This is a genomic window from Halomonas sp. A40-4, assembly GCF_015767635.1.
Lineage (GTDB): Bacteria > Pseudomonadota > Gammaproteobacteria > Pseudomonadales > Halomonadaceae > Vreelandella > Vreelandella janggokensis.
Genome location: NZ_CP065230.1, coordinates 3268830 through 3285487, shown reverse-complemented (window position 1 = coordinate 3285487; position 16658 = coordinate 3268830). Strand labels below are relative to the sequence as shown.

Annotated in this window: 13 protein-coding genes and 2 tRNA genes; 13 read left to right on the top strand and 2 right to left on the bottom strand. The window is 58.6% G+C overall.

Features of this window, described 5'->3' with window-relative positions; all coding sequences use genetic code 11:
* Positions 1–38: 38 nt before the first annotated feature.
* From purL to nadA, 8 genes are all read left to right on the top strand, one after another.
* Complete coding sequence (gene purL / locus IT895_RS15355; protein WP_199283973.1) at positions 39–3980, top strand: phosphoribosylformylglycinamidine synthase; 3942 nt, start codon at positions 39–41, stop codon at positions 3978–3980.
* Between the two features lie 21 nt (positions 3981–4001).
* Positions 4002–5810 (top strand): DEAD/DEAH box helicase, encoded by a 1809-nt coding sequence (locus IT895_RS15350; RefSeq protein WP_441316937.1) that lies wholly within the window; start codon positions 4002–4004, stop codon positions 5808–5810.
* Between the two features lie 105 nt (positions 5811–5915).
* Positions 5916–6878: a segregation and condensation protein A gene (locus IT895_RS15345; RefSeq protein WP_199283972.1), complete on the top strand. Its 963-nt coding sequence runs from the start codon at positions 5916–5918 to the stop codon at positions 6876–6878.
* Positions 6875–7702: an SMC-Scp complex subunit ScpB gene (scpB, locus tag IT895_RS15340; protein ID WP_085917076.1), complete on the top strand. Its 828-nt coding sequence runs from the start codon at positions 6875–6877 to the stop codon at positions 7700–7702. Before IT895_RS15345 ends, scpB begins: the two co-directional genes overlap by 4 nt.
* Positions 7689–8552, top strand: a complete 864-nt coding sequence (gene rluB / locus IT895_RS15335; protein ID WP_085917077.1) for a 23S rRNA pseudouridine(2605) synthase RluB — start codon at positions 7689–7691, stop codon at positions 8550–8552. Before scpB ends, rluB begins: the two co-directional genes overlap by 14 nt.
* 103 nt (positions 8553–8655) lie before the next feature.
* A tRNA-Lys gene (locus IT895_RS15330) sits at positions 8656–8731 on the top strand.
* 40 nt (positions 8732–8771) lie between these two features.
* Positions 8772–8847, top strand: a tRNA-Lys gene (locus IT895_RS15325).
* Between the two features lie 246 nt (positions 8848–9093).
* Entirely contained in the window at positions 9094–10122 is a 1029-nt protein-coding gene (nadA, locus tag IT895_RS15320) for a quinolinate synthase NadA (RefSeq protein WP_085917078.1), read from the top strand.
* 64 nt (positions 10123–10186) lie between these two features.
* Here the strand turns inward: nadA and IT895_RS15315 are convergent, their stop codons facing one another.
* Positions 10187–11647: a M48 family metalloprotease gene (locus IT895_RS15315; RefSeq protein ID WP_199283971.1), complete on the bottom strand. Its 1461-nt coding sequence runs from the start codon at positions 11645–11647 to the stop codon at positions 10187–10189.
* Between the two features lie 149 nt (positions 11648–11796).
* On the opposite strand from IT895_RS15315, the gene IT895_RS15310 reads away from it, so the two are divergent.
* Complete coding sequence (locus IT895_RS15310) at positions 11797–12060, top strand: sulfurtransferase TusA family protein (RefSeq protein WP_085917080.1); 264 nt, start codon at positions 11797–11799, stop codon at positions 12058–12060.
* Positions 12057–13160: an AI-2E family transporter gene (locus IT895_RS15305; RefSeq protein ID WP_199283970.1), complete on the top strand. Its 1104-nt coding sequence runs from the start codon at positions 12057–12059 to the stop codon at positions 13158–13160. The genes IT895_RS15310 and IT895_RS15305 overlap by 4 nt, the downstream gene beginning before the upstream one ends.
* A gap of 63 nt (positions 13161–13223) precedes the next feature.
* Here IT895_RS15305 and IT895_RS15300 read toward each other — a convergent pair whose 3' ends face one another.
* Positions 13224–13697 carry a peroxiredoxin gene (locus IT895_RS15300; RefSeq protein WP_085917082.1) on the bottom strand — a complete coding sequence of 158 codons (474 nt, stop codon included), beginning with the start codon at positions 13695–13697 and terminating at the stop codon, positions 13224–13226.
* A gap of 251 nt (positions 13698–13948) precedes the next feature.
* Here IT895_RS15300 and dapA point away from each other — a divergent pair, with 251 nt between their 5' ends.
* The 3 genes from dapA to purC all read left to right on the top strand — a co-directional run bounded on the left by dapA (position 13949) and on the right by purC (position 16657).
* Positions 13949–14833, top strand: a complete 885-nt coding sequence (gene dapA, locus IT895_RS15295) for a 4-hydroxy-tetrahydrodipicolinate synthase (protein WP_085917083.1) — start codon at positions 13949–13951, stop codon at positions 14831–14833.
* An 80-nt stretch (positions 14834–14913) separates the two neighbouring features.
* Positions 14914–15909, top strand: a complete 996-nt coding sequence (locus IT895_RS15290; protein ID WP_199283969.1) for an outer membrane protein assembly factor BamC — start codon at positions 14914–14916, stop codon at positions 15907–15909.
* Positions 15910–15940: 31 nt separating this feature from the next.
* Positions 15941–16657 carry a phosphoribosylaminoimidazolesuccinocarboxamide synthase gene (purC, locus tag IT895_RS15285; protein ID WP_085917085.1) on the top strand — a complete coding sequence of 239 codons (717 nt, stop codon included), beginning with the start codon at positions 15941–15943 and terminating at the stop codon, positions 16655–16657.
* The last annotated feature ends 1 nt before the right edge of the window (position 16658 follow it).

Below are 16658 nucleotides of genomic sequence, written 5' to 3'. Positions count from 1 at the left end.
CCCTGCTCGAATTCCCCCTGCTCTAGAGGCTTCTGGATATGCTCGAACTGCGAGGCGCACCCGCCCTTTCTGCCTTCCGTCATGCTCGGCTATTAGCGGTGCTGCGTGAACGTGTTCCCGAGGTCGAGGCGCTATCCGCCGACTACGTTCACTTTATCGACCATCACGCGCCGTTGGAGGCAGACGCTTACCAGCGGCTGGTACAGCTGTTGGATTACGGCCATGAAGCAGCGGTTGAACCACCCAAGGGCGCACAGCGTTTTTTGGTGGTGCCGCGCATAGGGACCCAGTCTCCCTGGTCGTCCAAGGCCACTGATATCGCGCATAACTGTGGTTTGCACCAGGTCAGCCGCATAGAGCGCGGTGTCGATTATCGGATAAGTGTTACCGTCATGCCGGATGAGGAGGGACTCAACGCGCTGACTGCCCTTCTGCATGACCGTATGACCGAAAGCGTACTCACCGATGCCACGGATGCCGCCAAGCTGTTTGCCCACCACGACCCGGCCCCGCTGGGCAGTGTGGATATCATCACCGGCGGCCGTGAAGCCCTGGCCACCGCCAACCATGAGCTGGGGCTGGCACTTGCCGATGACGAGATTGACTATCTTGTCGATGCCTTCAATGAATTGGATCGCAATCCAAGCGATGTCGAGTTGATGATGTTCGCCCAGGCGAACTCCGAGCACTGCCGCCATAAAATCTTTAATGCCGACTGGCTGATTGACGGCGAGCCGCAAAGTCATTCGCTGTTCAAGATGATCAAGAATACCTTTGCCACATCGCCGGACAACGTCCTGTCTGCCTACAGCGATAACGCGGCGGTCATCAAAGGGAGCCAGGCCGGGCGCTTTTTTGCCACTCCCTTGACCGGGGACGACGACGAGCGCGCCCTGTACGCCACCCATCAGGAACCTATCCACATCCTGATGAAAGTGGAAACCCATAACCACCCGACAGCCATTGCGCCTTTTCCCGGTGCGGCGACCGGCTCGGGCGGTGAAATTCGCGACGAAGGGGCGACCGGTATTGGCGGTAAGCCCAAAGCGGGGCTATCCGGCTTTACCGTTTCCAACCTGCGTATTCCCGAGTTTGTTCAGCCCTGGGAAGCCTTCGACTATGGCAAACCCGAGCGCATGCAGTCGGCGCTTTCGATCATGCTGGATGGCCCGATCGGCGGTGCGGCCTTCAACAACGAATTTGGCCGACCCAACCTGACCGGCTATTTCCGCACCTACGAGCAGGACGTGCTCAGCGAAGACGGCATCGAACGGCGCGGTTTCCATAAGCCGATCATGATCGCCGGCGGCTACGGCAATATTCGTGCCCAGCACGTCCAGAAAGGTGATATTCCTGTCGGCGGCAAGCTCATCGTCATGGGCGGCCCGGCGATGCTGATCGGCCTGGGTGGCGGGGCTGCCTCCAGTATGGCCTCCGGCGTGTCGAGTGCCGACCTGGATTTTGCCTCCGTGCAGCGGGAAAATCCGGAAATCGAGCGCCGAGCACAAGAGGTTCTCGATCGCTGCTGGGCGATGGGCGATCATAACCCCATCCGTTTTGTTCACGATGTCGGTGCCGGCGGACTTTCCAATGCCCTGCCAGAGCTGGTCAAGGACGGTGGCCGGGGCGGTCTGTTTGACTTGCGCGCGGTGCCCAATGCCGAGCCGGGCATGAGCCCGCTGGAAATCTGGTGCAATGAAGCCCAGGAGCGCTATGTGCTGGCGGTAGCGGCTGATGACCTGGCGACGTTTGAGGCGCTGTGTGCCCGCGAGCGTTGCCCCTATGCGGTGGTCGGTGAAGCGCTTGAGCAGCACCACCTTGAAGTGCACGACGGTCATTTCGAGACCCGGCCGGTTGACCTGCCGATGAGTGTCCTGTTCGGCAAACCGCCCAAAATGCTGCGTGAGTTCAATCGCCAGTCACCAACGCTGTCGGGCGTGATGCTCGACAATCTGGACCTGCGCGAGGCGCTGGACCGCGTCCTGCGTCTGCCCACGGTGGCCTCGAAAAGCTTCCTGATTACCATCGGTGATCGCTCCATTACAGGGCAAGTGGCCCGGGATCAGATGGTCGGCCCCTGGCAGGTACCTGTCGCGGATGTCGCCGTGACGACGGCGAGTTTTGACACCCATGCGGGCGAGGCGATGGCCATGGGCGAACGCCCGCCGGTGGCCCTGATTGACCCCGCCGCCAGCGCCCGTCTGGCGGTGGCCGAGGCGATTACCAATCTGGCAGCGGCGCCAATAGCAAAGCTGGGCGACGTCAAGCTGTCGGCCAACTGGATGAGCGCTGCCGACTACCCTGGCGAGAACCAGGCACTTTACGATGCCGTGCACGCGGTCGGCATGGAACTCTGCCCGGCGCTGGGCATTGCCATACCGGTAGGCAAGGACTCCATGTCGATGCGTACCGCCTGGCAGGCCGAAAATCCCAAGGGGGAGGTGGAAGAGAAGTCCATTACCTCGCCGCTGTCGCTGGTGATTACCGGCTTCGCACCCGTGACCGATGCCCTGGCGACCTTAACGCCGCAGATCAATCTGGAGCAGGATGAATCCGACCTGATATTGATCGATCTGGGCAACGGTCAGAATCGGATAGGCGGCTCGGCGCTTGCGCAGGTATACGGTCAGGTTGGCAATGAGTGCCCGGATGTGGATGACGCCGAAGACATCAAGGCGTTCTTCGAAGTCATTCAGGGGCTCAACCGCGATGGCAAGCTGCTTGCCTACCATGACCGCAGCGACGGCGGTTTGCTGGTGACGCTGCTGGAGATGGCCTTTGCCGCCCATTCCGGGCTTGAAATCAAGCTCGACTGGCTGATCGACGAGCCGGTGGAAGCGTTTGGCGCGCTGTTTTCCGAAGAATTGGGGGCGGTGATCCAGGTCAACCGTCAGGATACCGAAGAGGTGCTGACCCAGTTCGCCGTGGCCGGTATTGAGACCTGCGGCGTGATTGCCCGCCCGCGCTACGACGATCAGGTGCGCGTGACGCTGTTCGAAGAGCCGTTACTCGAAACCACTCGCCAACTCACCCAGCGCACCTGGTCTGAAACCAGTTATCGCATGCAGGCGCTGCGTGATAACCCCGAATGTGCCAAGAATGAATTCGATCAGTTGCTCGACGTTCGCGACCCTGGTCTCAGCGCTTCACCAAGTTTCGATATCAATGATGATATCAGCGCCCCGTTTATCAATACTACGAAACCGGCCATGGCCGTGCTGCGTGAACAGGGGGTCAATGGCCAGGTGGAAATGGCCTGGGCATTCGACAAGGCCGGGTTTGACGCTGTCGACGTCCATATGAGCGATATCCTTGAAGGGCGGGTGTCGCTCGATGATTTCAAAGGCCTGGTCGCCTGCGGTGGTTTCTCCTACGGCGACGTATTAGGCGCTGGCGGTGGCTGGGCGAAGTCAGTGCTGTTCAACGAGCGTGTCCGGGAACAGTTTGCGACATTCTTCAAGCGTGACGACAGTTTCTCGCTGGGGGTATGCAACGGCTGCCAGATGCTATCGCAGCTTCGGTCATTGATCCCCGGCGCGGAAGACTGGCCCGCTTTTGTGCGCAACGAATCCGAGCAGTTCGAGGCGCGCCTTTCCATGGTCCGGGTGGAAAAGAGCCCCTCCATCCTGTTGGCTGGCATGGAAGGCTCGCAGTTGCCCATCGCTGTTGCTCACGGTGAAGGTCAGGCGGCGTTCCGCGACAGTGCGCACCTGCGCCGGATGCAGTCGAGCAGTCAGGTCGCCCTGCGCTACATCGATAACTATGGTCAGGCAACGACCCGTTACCCGGCGAACCCTAACGGGTCACCATCGGGAATTACCGGGCTGACCACGCCTGACGGGCGCGTCACGATCATGATGCCGCACCCTGAACGCGTGGCGCGGGCGGTGACTAATTCCTGGCACCCCAGCGAATGGACCGAGGATGGTGCATGGCTGCGCTTGTTCCGCAATGCCCGAGCGTGGTTAGGCGAGGCCTGACGCACAAATGCCAGGTGATGGATGACACACCCTGAAAAGGCGGCCTCAGGGCCGCCTTTCGCGACTGACGTGATGACCCCTGAACTGCGCCCCTATCAGAGCCAGGCGGTTGGCCGTGTGGTTGAACATTTCCGTGCTTCCCACGCCCCGGCGGTGGTGGTATTGCCCACGGGAAGCGGTAAATCGTTGGTGATTGCCGAGCTTGCCCGTCTGGCGCGAGGGCGAGTGCTGGTGCTGGCACACGTGCGCGAGCTGGTCGAGCAGAACCACGCCAAGTATCAGGCCTACGGCCTGGAAGCCGATATTTTCAGTGCCGGGTTGAAGCGTAAAGAGGCCGAGCGACAGGTGGTCTTTGGTTCGGTGCAGTCGGTGGTGCGAAACCTGGATCGTTTTGCCGACGGTCGCTTCACCTTGCTGGTGGTTGATGAATGCCACCGTATTTCGCTCAATGAAGACGCCACCTATCGTCAGGTAATCGATCACCTGCAGCAGCAAAACCCACAGCTTAAAATACTAGGCCTTACGGCAACGCCTTATCGCCTGGGGCAGGGGTTCATCTATCACCACCATTATCACGGCATGGTGAAAGGCAGTGATGACTGCTTCTTTCGCGACTGCGTGTTCGAGCAGCCGCTCAGATTGATGGTTAAGCAAGGCTATCTGGCCGAGCCCAAGCGGCGTGATATGGCGGTCGAAGGGTATGATTTTTCCCGCCTGACACCGGCGGCGACGGGTGCTTACACGGAGGCGGCGTTGAATCAGGTGGTGGCCGGCAATCGTGCCACGCCGGGTATTATCCGCCAGGTCGTCGAGTTGGCGGAGGGGCGCCAGGGTGTGATGATCTTTGCCGCGACCGTGGCCCATGCGGAAGAGATCATGGGCTATCTGCCGACGGGGGAGGCGGCGCTGATTACCGGCGCCACTGTATCGCAGGACCGCACGGCGATTATCGACGCCTTCAAAGCCCAAAGACTTAAATACCTTGTCAACGTGGCCGTGCTGACCACTGGGTTTGATGCTCCCCACGTGGATTTGATTGCAATACTGCGGCCCACCGAGTCGGTCAGCCTGTATCAGCAGATGGTGGGCCGGGGGCTGCGCTTGTCGCCTGGCAAACAGGACTGCCTGGTGCTCGACTATGCAGGCAACCCGTGGGACCTCTACGCGCCGGAAGTGGGTGAACCCAGGCCGGATAGCGATAGCGAGCCGGTGCAGGTAACTTGTCCTGAATGTGGTCATGCCAACCTGTACTGGGGCAAGCGTGACGGTGAACTGGTGATCGAGCATTTTGGCCGCCGCTGCCAGGGGCTTGTCGAGGACGAAAACGGCACGCGTCGCCAATGCGAGTTTCGCTTTCGCTTTAAAGTCTGCGATGAATGCGGCGCCGAGAACGATATCGCCGCGCGCCGTTGCCACGGCTGCCAAACGCTGCTGGTCGACGCGGATAGCAAGCTCAAGGATGCCCTGAGGCTGAAAGACGCCAGGGTGCTAAGGGTCAGTGGCATGTTACTGGAAGCTGCCACCAACGGGCGCGGGCTGCCGCGACTCAAGGTCACCTATCATGATGAAGACGGCGCGAGCCTGGCTGAATGGTTTGCTCTGGAAACATCGGCGCAAAGGCGTGCTTTTTACGTTGCATTTTTGCGTGATCATTTGCGCGCGCCGGGTATGCCCTGGCAACCTGCCACGCCGCAGGAGGTTGTCAGCGAACAGCGCCGCCTGCGCCATCCCGACTTCGTGGTCGGGCGCAAGGTAGGGCGTCACTGGCAGCTTCGCGATAAGCTGTTTGATTATCAGGGCCGCTACCGCAAAGCCAGCGATGCAGGTTAAGGTGGCGGGGTCACTTTATTAAGTAATGCCGATATTGGAATATTGATTCATTAGCAGATACATACAGCCTTAAAAATCGCCTATCTAACTGAGGAACCGACCCGCGTGAGCGAGACGCCAAGTGCTAAACAGGCCCCCTCAAGCACGGACACCTCGGACACAGTGCCGGTGGCCGAAGCGCTGGGGCGGCTCTTCAACGAGCCGATCACTCAATTGCCGGAGGATTTATATATCCCGCCGGAGGCGCTGCGCGTCTTTTTGGAAGCCTTTGAAGGGCCGCTTGACTTACTGCTTTACCTGATTCGCCGCCAGAATCTGGATATTCTGACGATTAACGTGGCCACCATTACGCATCAGTACATTGAATACGTGGAACTGATGAAGGCCATGGAGATCGAGCTGGCGGGCGAGTATCTGCTGATGGCGGCGATGCTGGCCGAGATCAAGTCGCGCACCTTGCTGCCCCGGCCGCCCAAAGCGGAAGGCGAGGATGAAGAGGATCCGCGGGCAGAATTGATCCGTCGCCTGCAAGAGTATGAACGCCTCAAGGAAGCCGCCGAGTCGCTGGATACGCTGCCACGCGTTGGCCGCGACTGGTTCAGCGTGCAGGCAGGTTTGCCGCCGCTGGAGGCGCGGGTCATTCATCCGCCGGTCGAGCTGGATGAACTGTTGGGCGCACTGGCCGATATTCTCAAGCGCGCCGAGCTTGCCCAGGCGCACCATATTAGCCGTGAGGTACTCTCCACCCGTGAACGGATGCTCGCCATCATGGAGCGGCTCGGTGGTGAGGGCGGCGAGCCGCACTACGTGCCCTTTGCCGCGCTGTTTACCCTGGAAGAGGGGCGGGCAGGCGTTGTGGTGACGTTCATGGCGATTCTGGAGCTCGCCAAGGAAGCCATGATCGATATCGTGCAAAATGCCCCGCTCTCACCAATCCATGTGCGCGCGCGCCCCGCTGCCATTAGCGACGGCCATGACCCCGAAGACGCCTTTGCAATCGATGACGCTGGCGAACATTCTGATGAAGAAAGCGCGTTTGAAGCACCTGCCGACAGGGAAGCACCATGAGTGAGATTGATTCGCCGTTGGAGGAAATACTCGAAGCCGCGTTACTGGCGGCGGGAGAACCACTCCCGCTGGAGCGCATGGAAACGTTGTTTCTGGATGGCGAGTGCCCGTCTCGATACGAGCTTCGCGAAGTACTGGTCCGGTTGAGCGAGCGTCATGAACACGGCGCCCTGGAGCTTATCGAAACGGCATCGGGTTATCAGTTGCGGATTCGCCCGCGGCTTTCGCAGTGGGTGTCGCGGCTCTGGGATGAGCGCCCCCAGCGTTACTCACGGGCACTGCTCGAAACCCTGGCATTGATTGCCTATCGACAGCCGGTGACCCGCAGTGACATTGAAGATGTCCGCGGGGTCAGCGTGAGCAGCTCGATCATGCGTACGCTGATGGAGCGTGGCTGGATACGCGTGGTCGGGCACCGTGACGTGCCGGGAAGGCCGGCGGTCTACGCGACTTCGCGCAGTTTTCTGGATGATTTCGGCTTGAAAACCCTGGATGCCCTGCCGCCGATGCACGAGCTGGTCAGTGGGGAAGCCGATGGCCAGGACGCCGCTGATGTGCCTGATACGAACGACGGGCAAACGCTGTTGCCGGATTCGCCGTCTTCTGACACGCAGGAAGCACTGGACGACGCGCCCGAAACCGTGCAGGATGCGCCACCCGAAACGGCCGATAGCGCCGAGACGCACGCCGAGACGGCGTTAACCCAGCCGCTGAGCTTTGCCGATTTAGAGGCACGCCTGGCAGCACGTGCGCAGCGATCCGATGACCAGGAGGCGCGCACGCAGACCCATGATGAGAGGTCAGACGACCATGAGTCAGAGTAATACCCCCCCTACCAGCGAAAAGCTGCAAAAAGTTCTCGCCCGTGCCGGTCTTGGCTCGCGGCGTGAAATGGAAACCGTGATTGCCGACGGCCGCGTCAAGGTCAACAATCAGGTCGCCAAACTGGGCGACCGTGTTGAAGCGCGCGACAAGGTCAGCCTTGACGACCGGTTGGTGACGCTGAGAGCGGAAGACGAAACACCGCGCCGGGTGATCATGTACAACAAGCCGGAAGGCGAGTTGTGTACCCGCAAGGATCCCGAAGGCCGTCGCACCGTGTTCGATCGCCTGCCGCGCTTGAAAGGCGAGCGCTGGATTGCCATCGGTCGCCTGGATATCAACACCAGTGGGCTTTTGCTCTTCACCACTGACGGCGAGCTGGCCAACCGCTTGATGCACCCCTCGACGCAGGTCGAGCGTGAATATGCGGTGCGCGTGATGGGTGAAGTGAAGCGTGAACATATCATGGCCATGGTAGACGGTGTGATGCTGGAAGATGGTCCCGCCCGGTTCACCGATGTTCAGGAGTTCGGCGGCGAAGGGATCAACACCTGGTTCCATGTGGTCATTCTGGAAGGCCGAAACCGCGAGGTTCGTCGACTCTGGGAGTCTCAGGAGTTGACGGTAAGTCGTTTGAAACGGGTTCGTTACGGCAATATCTTCCTCGATAAGCGCGCCAAGGCGGGAGAGTGGGTCGAGCTTTCTCAGGATGAAGTGGATGACCTGGCGGCACTGGCCCAGTTGGAAACCCGCAAGGTTCCCGAGCTGACGCCGGATGAAAAGAACCGTTGGAGCCGCGATAAAAACAAGCGTCGCCCGGTGCAGGCAATGCGCAAGCCCAAGCGGCGCTAAAGGCCGTTTGTAATATGAGCAAATCGCGCGGTCGTTAAGGCAAAAGTTCAAAAAAGACTTGCGGATAGCGTGGGCTATCCGTAAGATATGCATCCGTTCGGGCGGGTCGTTAGCTCAGTTGGTAGAGCAGTTGACTTTTAATCAATTGGTCGCAGGTTCGAATCCTGCACGACCCACCAGCCGAACTTTATTTAGATTTGCCGCCGCCGTGTGAGTAGCGGGTCGTTAGCTCAGTTGGTAGAGCAGTTGACTTTTAATCAATTGGTCGCAGGTTCGAATCCTGCACGACCCACCAGATTCGACACCCCTGACAGTTCGCTGTCAGGGGTGTTTTGCTATGTGCACAACCTGATGCCTGACAATTGGACTTGCTGTCAGCAACCATTTCCCGCCAAAATAGTCACATTGATGTTGAGACCGACAGAAACCCAACGCGAAAGACGCAAGCGGTTTCTGTCAACGAGAGCGGCGCGTGCGGAGTGCATACGCCGTGACTGGTGTTTAACAGGGGGATTCCCTGTTCGTCACAGTGGTAGACACGATGACTATTATGACTACTCAAGCTGAGCTTGATGCTCCGCTCCCAAGCCCGTACTGCCCGACCCGCATACCCGCCGAAGACCAGGCGCGCGTGGAAGAAATCAAGCAGTTGCTGAACCAGCATAACGCCGTGCTGGTAGCGCACTACTATACCGATGACGCCATTCAGCAACTGGCGGAAGAAACCGGTGGTTGTGTGGCCGATTCGCTGGAGATGGCGCGCTTCGGTGCCCGCCACGATGCCACTACCCTGGTCGTGGCCGGCGTGCGCTTCATGGGCGAAACCGCCAAGATTCTGTCGCCTGAAAAACGCGTGCTGATGCCTACCTTGGAGGCGACCTGTTCGCTGGATATAGGCTGCCCTGCCGACGAATTCAGCGCTTTTTGTGATGCCCACCCTGACCGCACCGTGGTCGTTTATGCCAATACGTCGGCTGCCGTCAAGGCGCGTGCCGACTGGGTGGTCACCTCATCGATCGCCGTCGATGTGATCGAGCACCTTCAGGCCAAAGGCGAAAAAATCCTCTGGGCACCCGATAAACACCTGGGTGGCTACATCCAGAAAAAAACCGGTGCCGATATGCTCATGTGGGACGGTGCCTGTATCGTCCACGAGGAATTCAAGGCGAAAGGTGTCGAAGATCTCAAGCGGCTATATCCGGATGCCGCCGTGCTGGTTCACCCGGAGTCGCCCGCGCCGGTGGTTCAGTTGGCCGATGTGGCTGGGTCGACATCGCAGCTTATCAACGCGGCCAAAACCCTGCCCAACGAACAGCTGATTGTGGCAACCGATCGCGGCATCTTCTTCAAGATGCAGCAAGCGGTCCCTGATAAGACGTTATTCGAGGCCCCGACAGCGGGTAACGGCGCGACCTGCCGCAGTTGCGCGCATTGCCCGTGGATGGCCATGAACGCCCTCGACAACCTGGCGGGTGCGCTACGTGAAGGTAGCGGCGAAATTCAGGTCGGAAGTGAGTTGCGCCAGCTGGCGCTCAAGCCGCTGGAGCGGATGCTTAACTTCAACGCATAACCAGCACGCACGCCCAGTCTGGCCGTGCGTCCGTGAGACCGTGATCTGCCTGAATCGGTGGCGCCTAAAACTCTTCCAAGGCCTCGCGGTAGTCCATGAAATCCTCGCGTCGCTGTTCGATGCGTGCCAATGTCCGCTGATCGTTTTCGCGTTCAGCGGCGTCTTTGGCTATATCCAACTGGCGAATACCGCTATCCACGCGCCCGGTAAGCTGAAGATATTCCGCCCGAGCCAGATGCCCCAAACCGTTGCGCCCGCTTCGCCCGGCAGCTTCTGCCAGCAGGTTGAAGCCCTGCGGGTTTTCAGGATGTTGCGCGGTGACATCGCGCAGAATGTCATAGGCGGCATTGGGATCCCGCTGAAGTTGCGCCTCGGCTAAGATAAGCTGGGCAGGCAAGTAGTCAGGCATAAAACGCAGTAACCGCTGGCTGCGTTGGATCGCTTCATCGTAGCGCTGCGCCTGTAGGGCAACCTCTGCCGCCGATGCCGGTAACATGGCAAGATCAGGCTGTTCGTCACGTAGTCGATCAAGCGCTTTTAGCGCTGTATCCACTTGGCCGGACTGAGCATCGACCAAGGCCGTTACATAGCGCTGTGCCGTTTCGCTGGCATTTTCCTGAGCTAGTCGGGAGACGGCTTGCCGAGGCGACTGTGAATCAATCTGCAGTAAAGCACGGCCGCGAATCATGTCGTAGAGCGTATAGTTTGAGTAGCTTGAGGCAACGTCCATCTGAGCGGCCCGTGACTGCGCATCGCTCAAGCGAGATTCCGACACCGGGTGGGTCAGCAGGAATTCCGGTGGCGTCCCACCCTGAAGGCTGGACATGCGTTGTAAAGTACGGAACATGCGCGCCATGGCGTCCGGCTCATAGCCGGCATCGGCCATGGCCTGAAGGCCCACGCGATCTGCTTCCTGCTCGTAGCGGCGCGAGTAGGTGAGTTGGTCTTGAATGAGGGCGGCCTGAGACCCCATGGCGGTAGCGATGCCGGCATTACCGCCGCCGCCTGCTGCGATCAGCAAACCGGCCAGCATCCCGGCCATGGCCGGTAGCTGGGTCTGTTCAGCGCGCTCGCTGCTACGGGCATAGTGGCGTTGGGATAAGTGGCCAAGTTCGTGGGCGATGACTGAGGCAAACGCCCCTTCGTCTTCGGCAAAGGCGAACAAGCCAGCGTGAATCCCAACCACGCCACCGGGGACAGCAAAGGCATTGAGGGTTCGATGGTCGACCATGACGGTGGTCACGTCCAGGTCGCCCAGTTGGCTATGCGGGGCCAGGCGATCAACCAGACTGGTCAAGTAATCATGGGCAATGGGATCCTGCCATTGGGGGGCGTGGGCGCGGAACTGGCGCAGCCAAGCGCGGCCCAGCCGGTGTTCTTCGGCGCTAGCCGACGAATAGCTGCTACCCAGACTGGGTAGCGTCTGCTCGTCACTGACGGCAGGCGAGGGGATTAACAACGTCGTACTGCAGGCGAACGCTAAGGCACGCGTCCAGGCTGCTGAGGCGTTAAAAAGGCGCGGCATGGCATCCTCATCGGTGATGGAAAGCGCTAGGTCACTACCTACGACATTGATTCACCTTGTGAAGTGCCGTTAAATCAAATCGCAGTCAATACTGCACAGTCTATGCAACAATGATCGATACGTGCAGGGTCTTTTTTGAGGGGAGAAAAATGGTAGAGCGAACAACGCGTTTACAGCCTGATAGCGTGCTCGACGCCTGCGGGCTTCATTGCCCGCTGCCGCTGCTCAAGGCCAAGCAGGCCTTAGCAGGCCTTGCCCCTGGGCAGTTACTGGAAGTGCGCGCCACGGATGCAGGCTCGTGGAGGGATATAGAAGCCTTTGCCGAGCAGAGCGCCCATCATCTGGAAGCCCGTGAGCAGTGTGGCGATATCTATCATTACTGGCTTCGCAAGGCAGAAGGCGAGCGCTCATGAGCCTGCGTACGATCTTGAAAAGCTGGGTCGAACGGTATTTTTCAGACGAAGAAGCCTTGATTCTGCTGGTAGTGCTCATCGCCGGATTTGCCGCGGTGATCTGGTTTGGCCGTATGTTGGCGCCTTTTTTTACCGCGTTGGTCATTGCCTTCCTGCTCCAGGGCGTGGTGGGCGCATTAACGCGGAGAGGTATCCCTCATCTACTCTCGGTAATCGTGGTGTTCCTAGGCTTTGTCAGCGTGCTATTAGCCCTGGCGTTTATTTTGCTACCGCTGATATGGGATCAGTTGATTGGTCTTGTTCAGGAAACGCCGCGCATGTTTGCAAGCGGGCAAAACTGGCTGGATGAACTGCAATCGCGCTACCCCAACTTGATTACCCCGGATCAAATGCAAAATTGGATTGGCGTCGCCAGCCGCGAAATAAGTCAGTTGGGCCAGCGTGCCCTGACGCTTTCGCTGGCCTCTCTGGGTAATCTTCTATCGCTGATTATCTATCTGGTACTGGTGCCCATTTTGGTCTTTTTCATGCTCAAGGACCGAGAGGCGCTGGTTGGCTTCACATTGTCATTGCTGCCGCAAAAACGTGCCTTGATGGCGCGTATCTGGCATGAAATGGACGACCAGATTGCCAATTACATTCGCGGCAAGTTCATCGAGATCATTATTGTCGGCACCGTCTCCTTTATCACGTTTTCGTTCTTCCAGCTGCCGTATACGGCGCTGCTGGCGGTATTGGTCGGTTTTTCGGTGCTGGTGCCGTATATCGGCGCGGCCGTGGTCACCTTGCCGGTCGCTGCAGTCGCCGGATTTCACTTCGGGTTAAGCGAGTCGTTTGTCTACGTACTGGTGGCTTACGGGGTTATCCAGGCGCTGGATGGCAACGTACTCGCCCCGGTACTGTTCTCGGAAACCAACAATATCCACCCAGTGTCGGTGATTGTGGCCGTGTTGTTCTTCGGTGGTATATGGGGGTTCTGGGGCGTGTTTTTTGCCATTCCGCTCGCCACGCTGTTGAAGGCGTTGGTGCATGCATGGCCGAGGGGAATGAAAGGGCGCGAGGAGCAACATCATGCGCTCGCCAGCGAAGAGTCACTGTAAGTCAAATGGAATGGCGGGTTTGGCAACCTCCCCATCCAACCGTCTGTTGGATGGGGAAGGGGCTTACGACGCGTCAAGCGCCTGGGCCGCCGCGAGCACTTCGTCAACGTGCCCGGGTACTTTGACGCCACGCCAGGCCTGGGCAAGCTTACCCTCGGCGTCGATTAGAAAGGTGCTGCGTTCGATGCCCAGGTGCTCTTTGCCATAAAGCTTTTTAAGCTTGATGACATCAAACAGTTTGCAGACCGTCTCGTCCTTGTCTGACACCAGCGTAAAGTTGAAGTCCTGCTTGGCTTTGAAGTTCTCCTGGGCACGGATGCCGTCCCGGGAAACACCCACAATCACCGTGTTTGCGGCGTCAAAGTCAGCTTTGCGGTCGCGAAAGTCGCCGCCTTCGGTGGTGCATCCCGGCGTGCTGGCCTTTGGATAGAAGTACACCACCACCTGTTGGCCGCGAAGCTCGGATAATGTCAGGGTGGTATCGCCCGTTGCCGGTGCCGAAAAATCGGGGACTGTTTGGCCTATGTCGAGTGGCATAAAAGGTTCCTCAGGTAGCGTGGTTTTCAAGGGCGATTACACGCAAGCTTGCGCCGCATGTCAAAGAAGAAAGTATCGCAGGGGCAAAACTCGCCGCGCTTTCCGCTGTACAGGGTCGAGCGGCCTGAGTACCATTTGTCCTTCGTGGATTCCTGTTGAGATGATGGCACGCTGCGTAAAGCACTAGCTCGGCTCCTTATCTCGTGATATTCAGACGCTCGATTTAACCACTTGCAGGTGAGGAAAAAAGGATGATCACAGGCAGCATCGTCGCCCTGGCGACGCCGATGAAAGTCAATGGCGACATCGACTGGGAGGCGCTTCGTCGTCTGGTGAACTTCCACCTCGACAATGGCACCGACGGGATTGTGGCCGCAGGTACTACGGGTGAGCCCACGACCATGTCGTTTGCCGAGCACTTCGACGTGATACGCAGTGTGGTCGAGGAAGTGGATGGACGCATTCCGGTCATTGCCGGTACAGGGGGGAACGCGACCTCTGAGGCCGTCGAGTTGGCGCGTTATGCCAGTGAAGTCGGTGCTGACTATTGCCTGTCCGTATGCCCCTACTATAACAAGCCGACTCAGGAAGGCTTGTATCAGCACTTCAAAGCGGTAGCGGAAGGCAGTAAATTGCCGGTCATTCTCTACAATGTGCCGGGCCGCACCTGCTCAGACCTTTATAATGAAACGGTGGTCAGGTTGGCCGACATTAACAACATCATCGGCTTGAAAGATGCCACGGGTAACCTGGAGCGCGCGGAAGATCTTATCGCCCGTCTCAAGGGCAGCGACTTCATGCTTTACTCGGGTGACGATGCCACCGCCTGTGATTTCATGCTGATGGGTGGGCATGGTGATATTTCGGTGACCGCGAACGTAGCGCCCAAGGCCATGCATGAGCTTTGTGCCGCTGCGGTCGCCGGGGATGCGGATAAGGCGCACCAGATCAATACACGCTTGATGCCGCTGCATACCAATCTGGGGATCGAGTCTAATCCTATTCCGGTAAAGTGGGCGTTAAACCGAATGGGTTACGCAGACGCGGGTATTCGCCTGCCGCTGACATGGCTGTCAGACAAGTATCACGCCACGGTCAGTGAGGCCCTTCAGCTTGCTGGGGTTGTCGAGGAATAAACCGCAAAGAATTTTGCTACTTGGCGATCCTGGGTTGCATGGCGTCAGGTAAACGATCTGTTGACTGTTAAGGTGGCTTGATGAGCTCTGTGCTTGGAAAACACGCGCTGAAATGGATTCCGCTGGCGCTGGTAGGTGTCGTGACGCTTGCCGGTTGCGCCCGGGATGAAGGTTTTTATGATGATCGCAATTTGGATTATGCTGACGTAGAACCTGCGTCGCCGTTGGTATTGCCGGAAACCCGCAATACTCAGCGTTATCGTCAGGCACTGCCGGTGCCGGAAGCAGCCAGCCAGCGTGCTCGTGATGGGGTGGCCGAAGTGCGTCCTCCTCAACCTCTTACGGTTGGGGGAAGTACGGAAGTAGATTATGTTGAAGGCCGTGAGATCGGAGACCAGCGCTGGTTAGTCGTTGCGGCTGATCCGGGGAGCGTCTGGACACAGCTTGAAAGCTTCGCACGTCAGCGCGGTCTGGACGTTCAGGAAAGCCGTGCCAGCGATGGTGTTCTGGTCACCTCTCAGGCTGAGTTTCGTTTGCAAAGCGGTCTCCGGGAGGGGAGTAGTGAAGTCCGCTGCGAGCGTGGCGGCCAAAGCATGACAAGCTGCCTTGAGGCTCTAAAAACCTATCTGAGCGCCAACGCTTCCGCTTCTCAATCCGCTTCGGCGACTGCATCATCCTGGAGCGCGCAGCGTTTGGAAAACAATGACCCCCTCTCGCTTCGTCAGCGTGGTGATGGGTGGGAAGTATCAATACCTTACGCGGCAGATCGTGTATGGGCTGAGATCCATCATTATCTGGCGCAGGACTTCGATCAAACTGACGAGCGTGAGTTGCTGGCCGCCGACGCTGATAACTATGCCTTCCTTGTAAGCTATCTGGCCCGTGAACAGCGGGACCGGAGTTTGTTGCAGGTGGTGTTATTCACCGATACCAGCGATCAGGCCCAAGAAGTGCGCCTGATCGTTGAGCCTCGCGGCGACCAAAGCGTGCTTCGCGCCAAGGCAACCGGTGAGCAGCCGTTGAGCGAAAACGCCGAGCGCGAACTGCTCGAGCGGGTATCCAGCTATTTACGTTAATTCAATGACCTTGTCTCTCTGCGGAGCTCCCATGGAAAAGCGCCAAGAACTCTATGCCGGTAAGGCAAAATCTGTCTACACCACCGATGATCCGGATCTGCTGGTACTTGAGTTTCGTGATGACACCAGCGCCTTTGACGGCAAGAAGAAAGAGTCGCTGGCGCGCAAGGGGATGGTGAATAACCTCTTCAATGCCTACATCATGGAGCGGCTGGAAGATGCCGGCATTCCGACGCATTTCGAGAAGCAGCTTTCTGACACAGAAAGTCTGGTCAAGAAGATGCAGATGATCCCGGTGGAATGTGTGGTGCGCAATATTGCCGCGGGCGGTCTGGTCAAGCGACTCGGCGTTGAGGAAGGTATCGCGCTGAACCCGCCGACGTTCGAACTGTTCCTGAAAAACGACGAAAAGGGCGACCCGATGATCAACGAGTCGCTGGCGGAAACATTTGGCTGGGCGACCCCAGAGCAGCTCGCCAAGATGAAAACGCTCACCTTCAAGGTCAATCATGTGCTCAAGCAGCTGTTTGCGGAGGGCGATATGCTCCTGGTGGATTACAAGCTTGAGTTTGGCGTATTTAACGGCCAAGTGGTGCTGGGTGATGAGTTCTCCCCTGACGGATGCCGGTTATGGGACGCCAATACCCGCGAGAAGCTCGACAAGGATCGTTTTCGCCAGGGCCTTGGCGGCGTGATTGAAGCCTACGAAGAAGTTGGCCGCCGCCTCGGGGTTACCTTTCCCCGCTAAC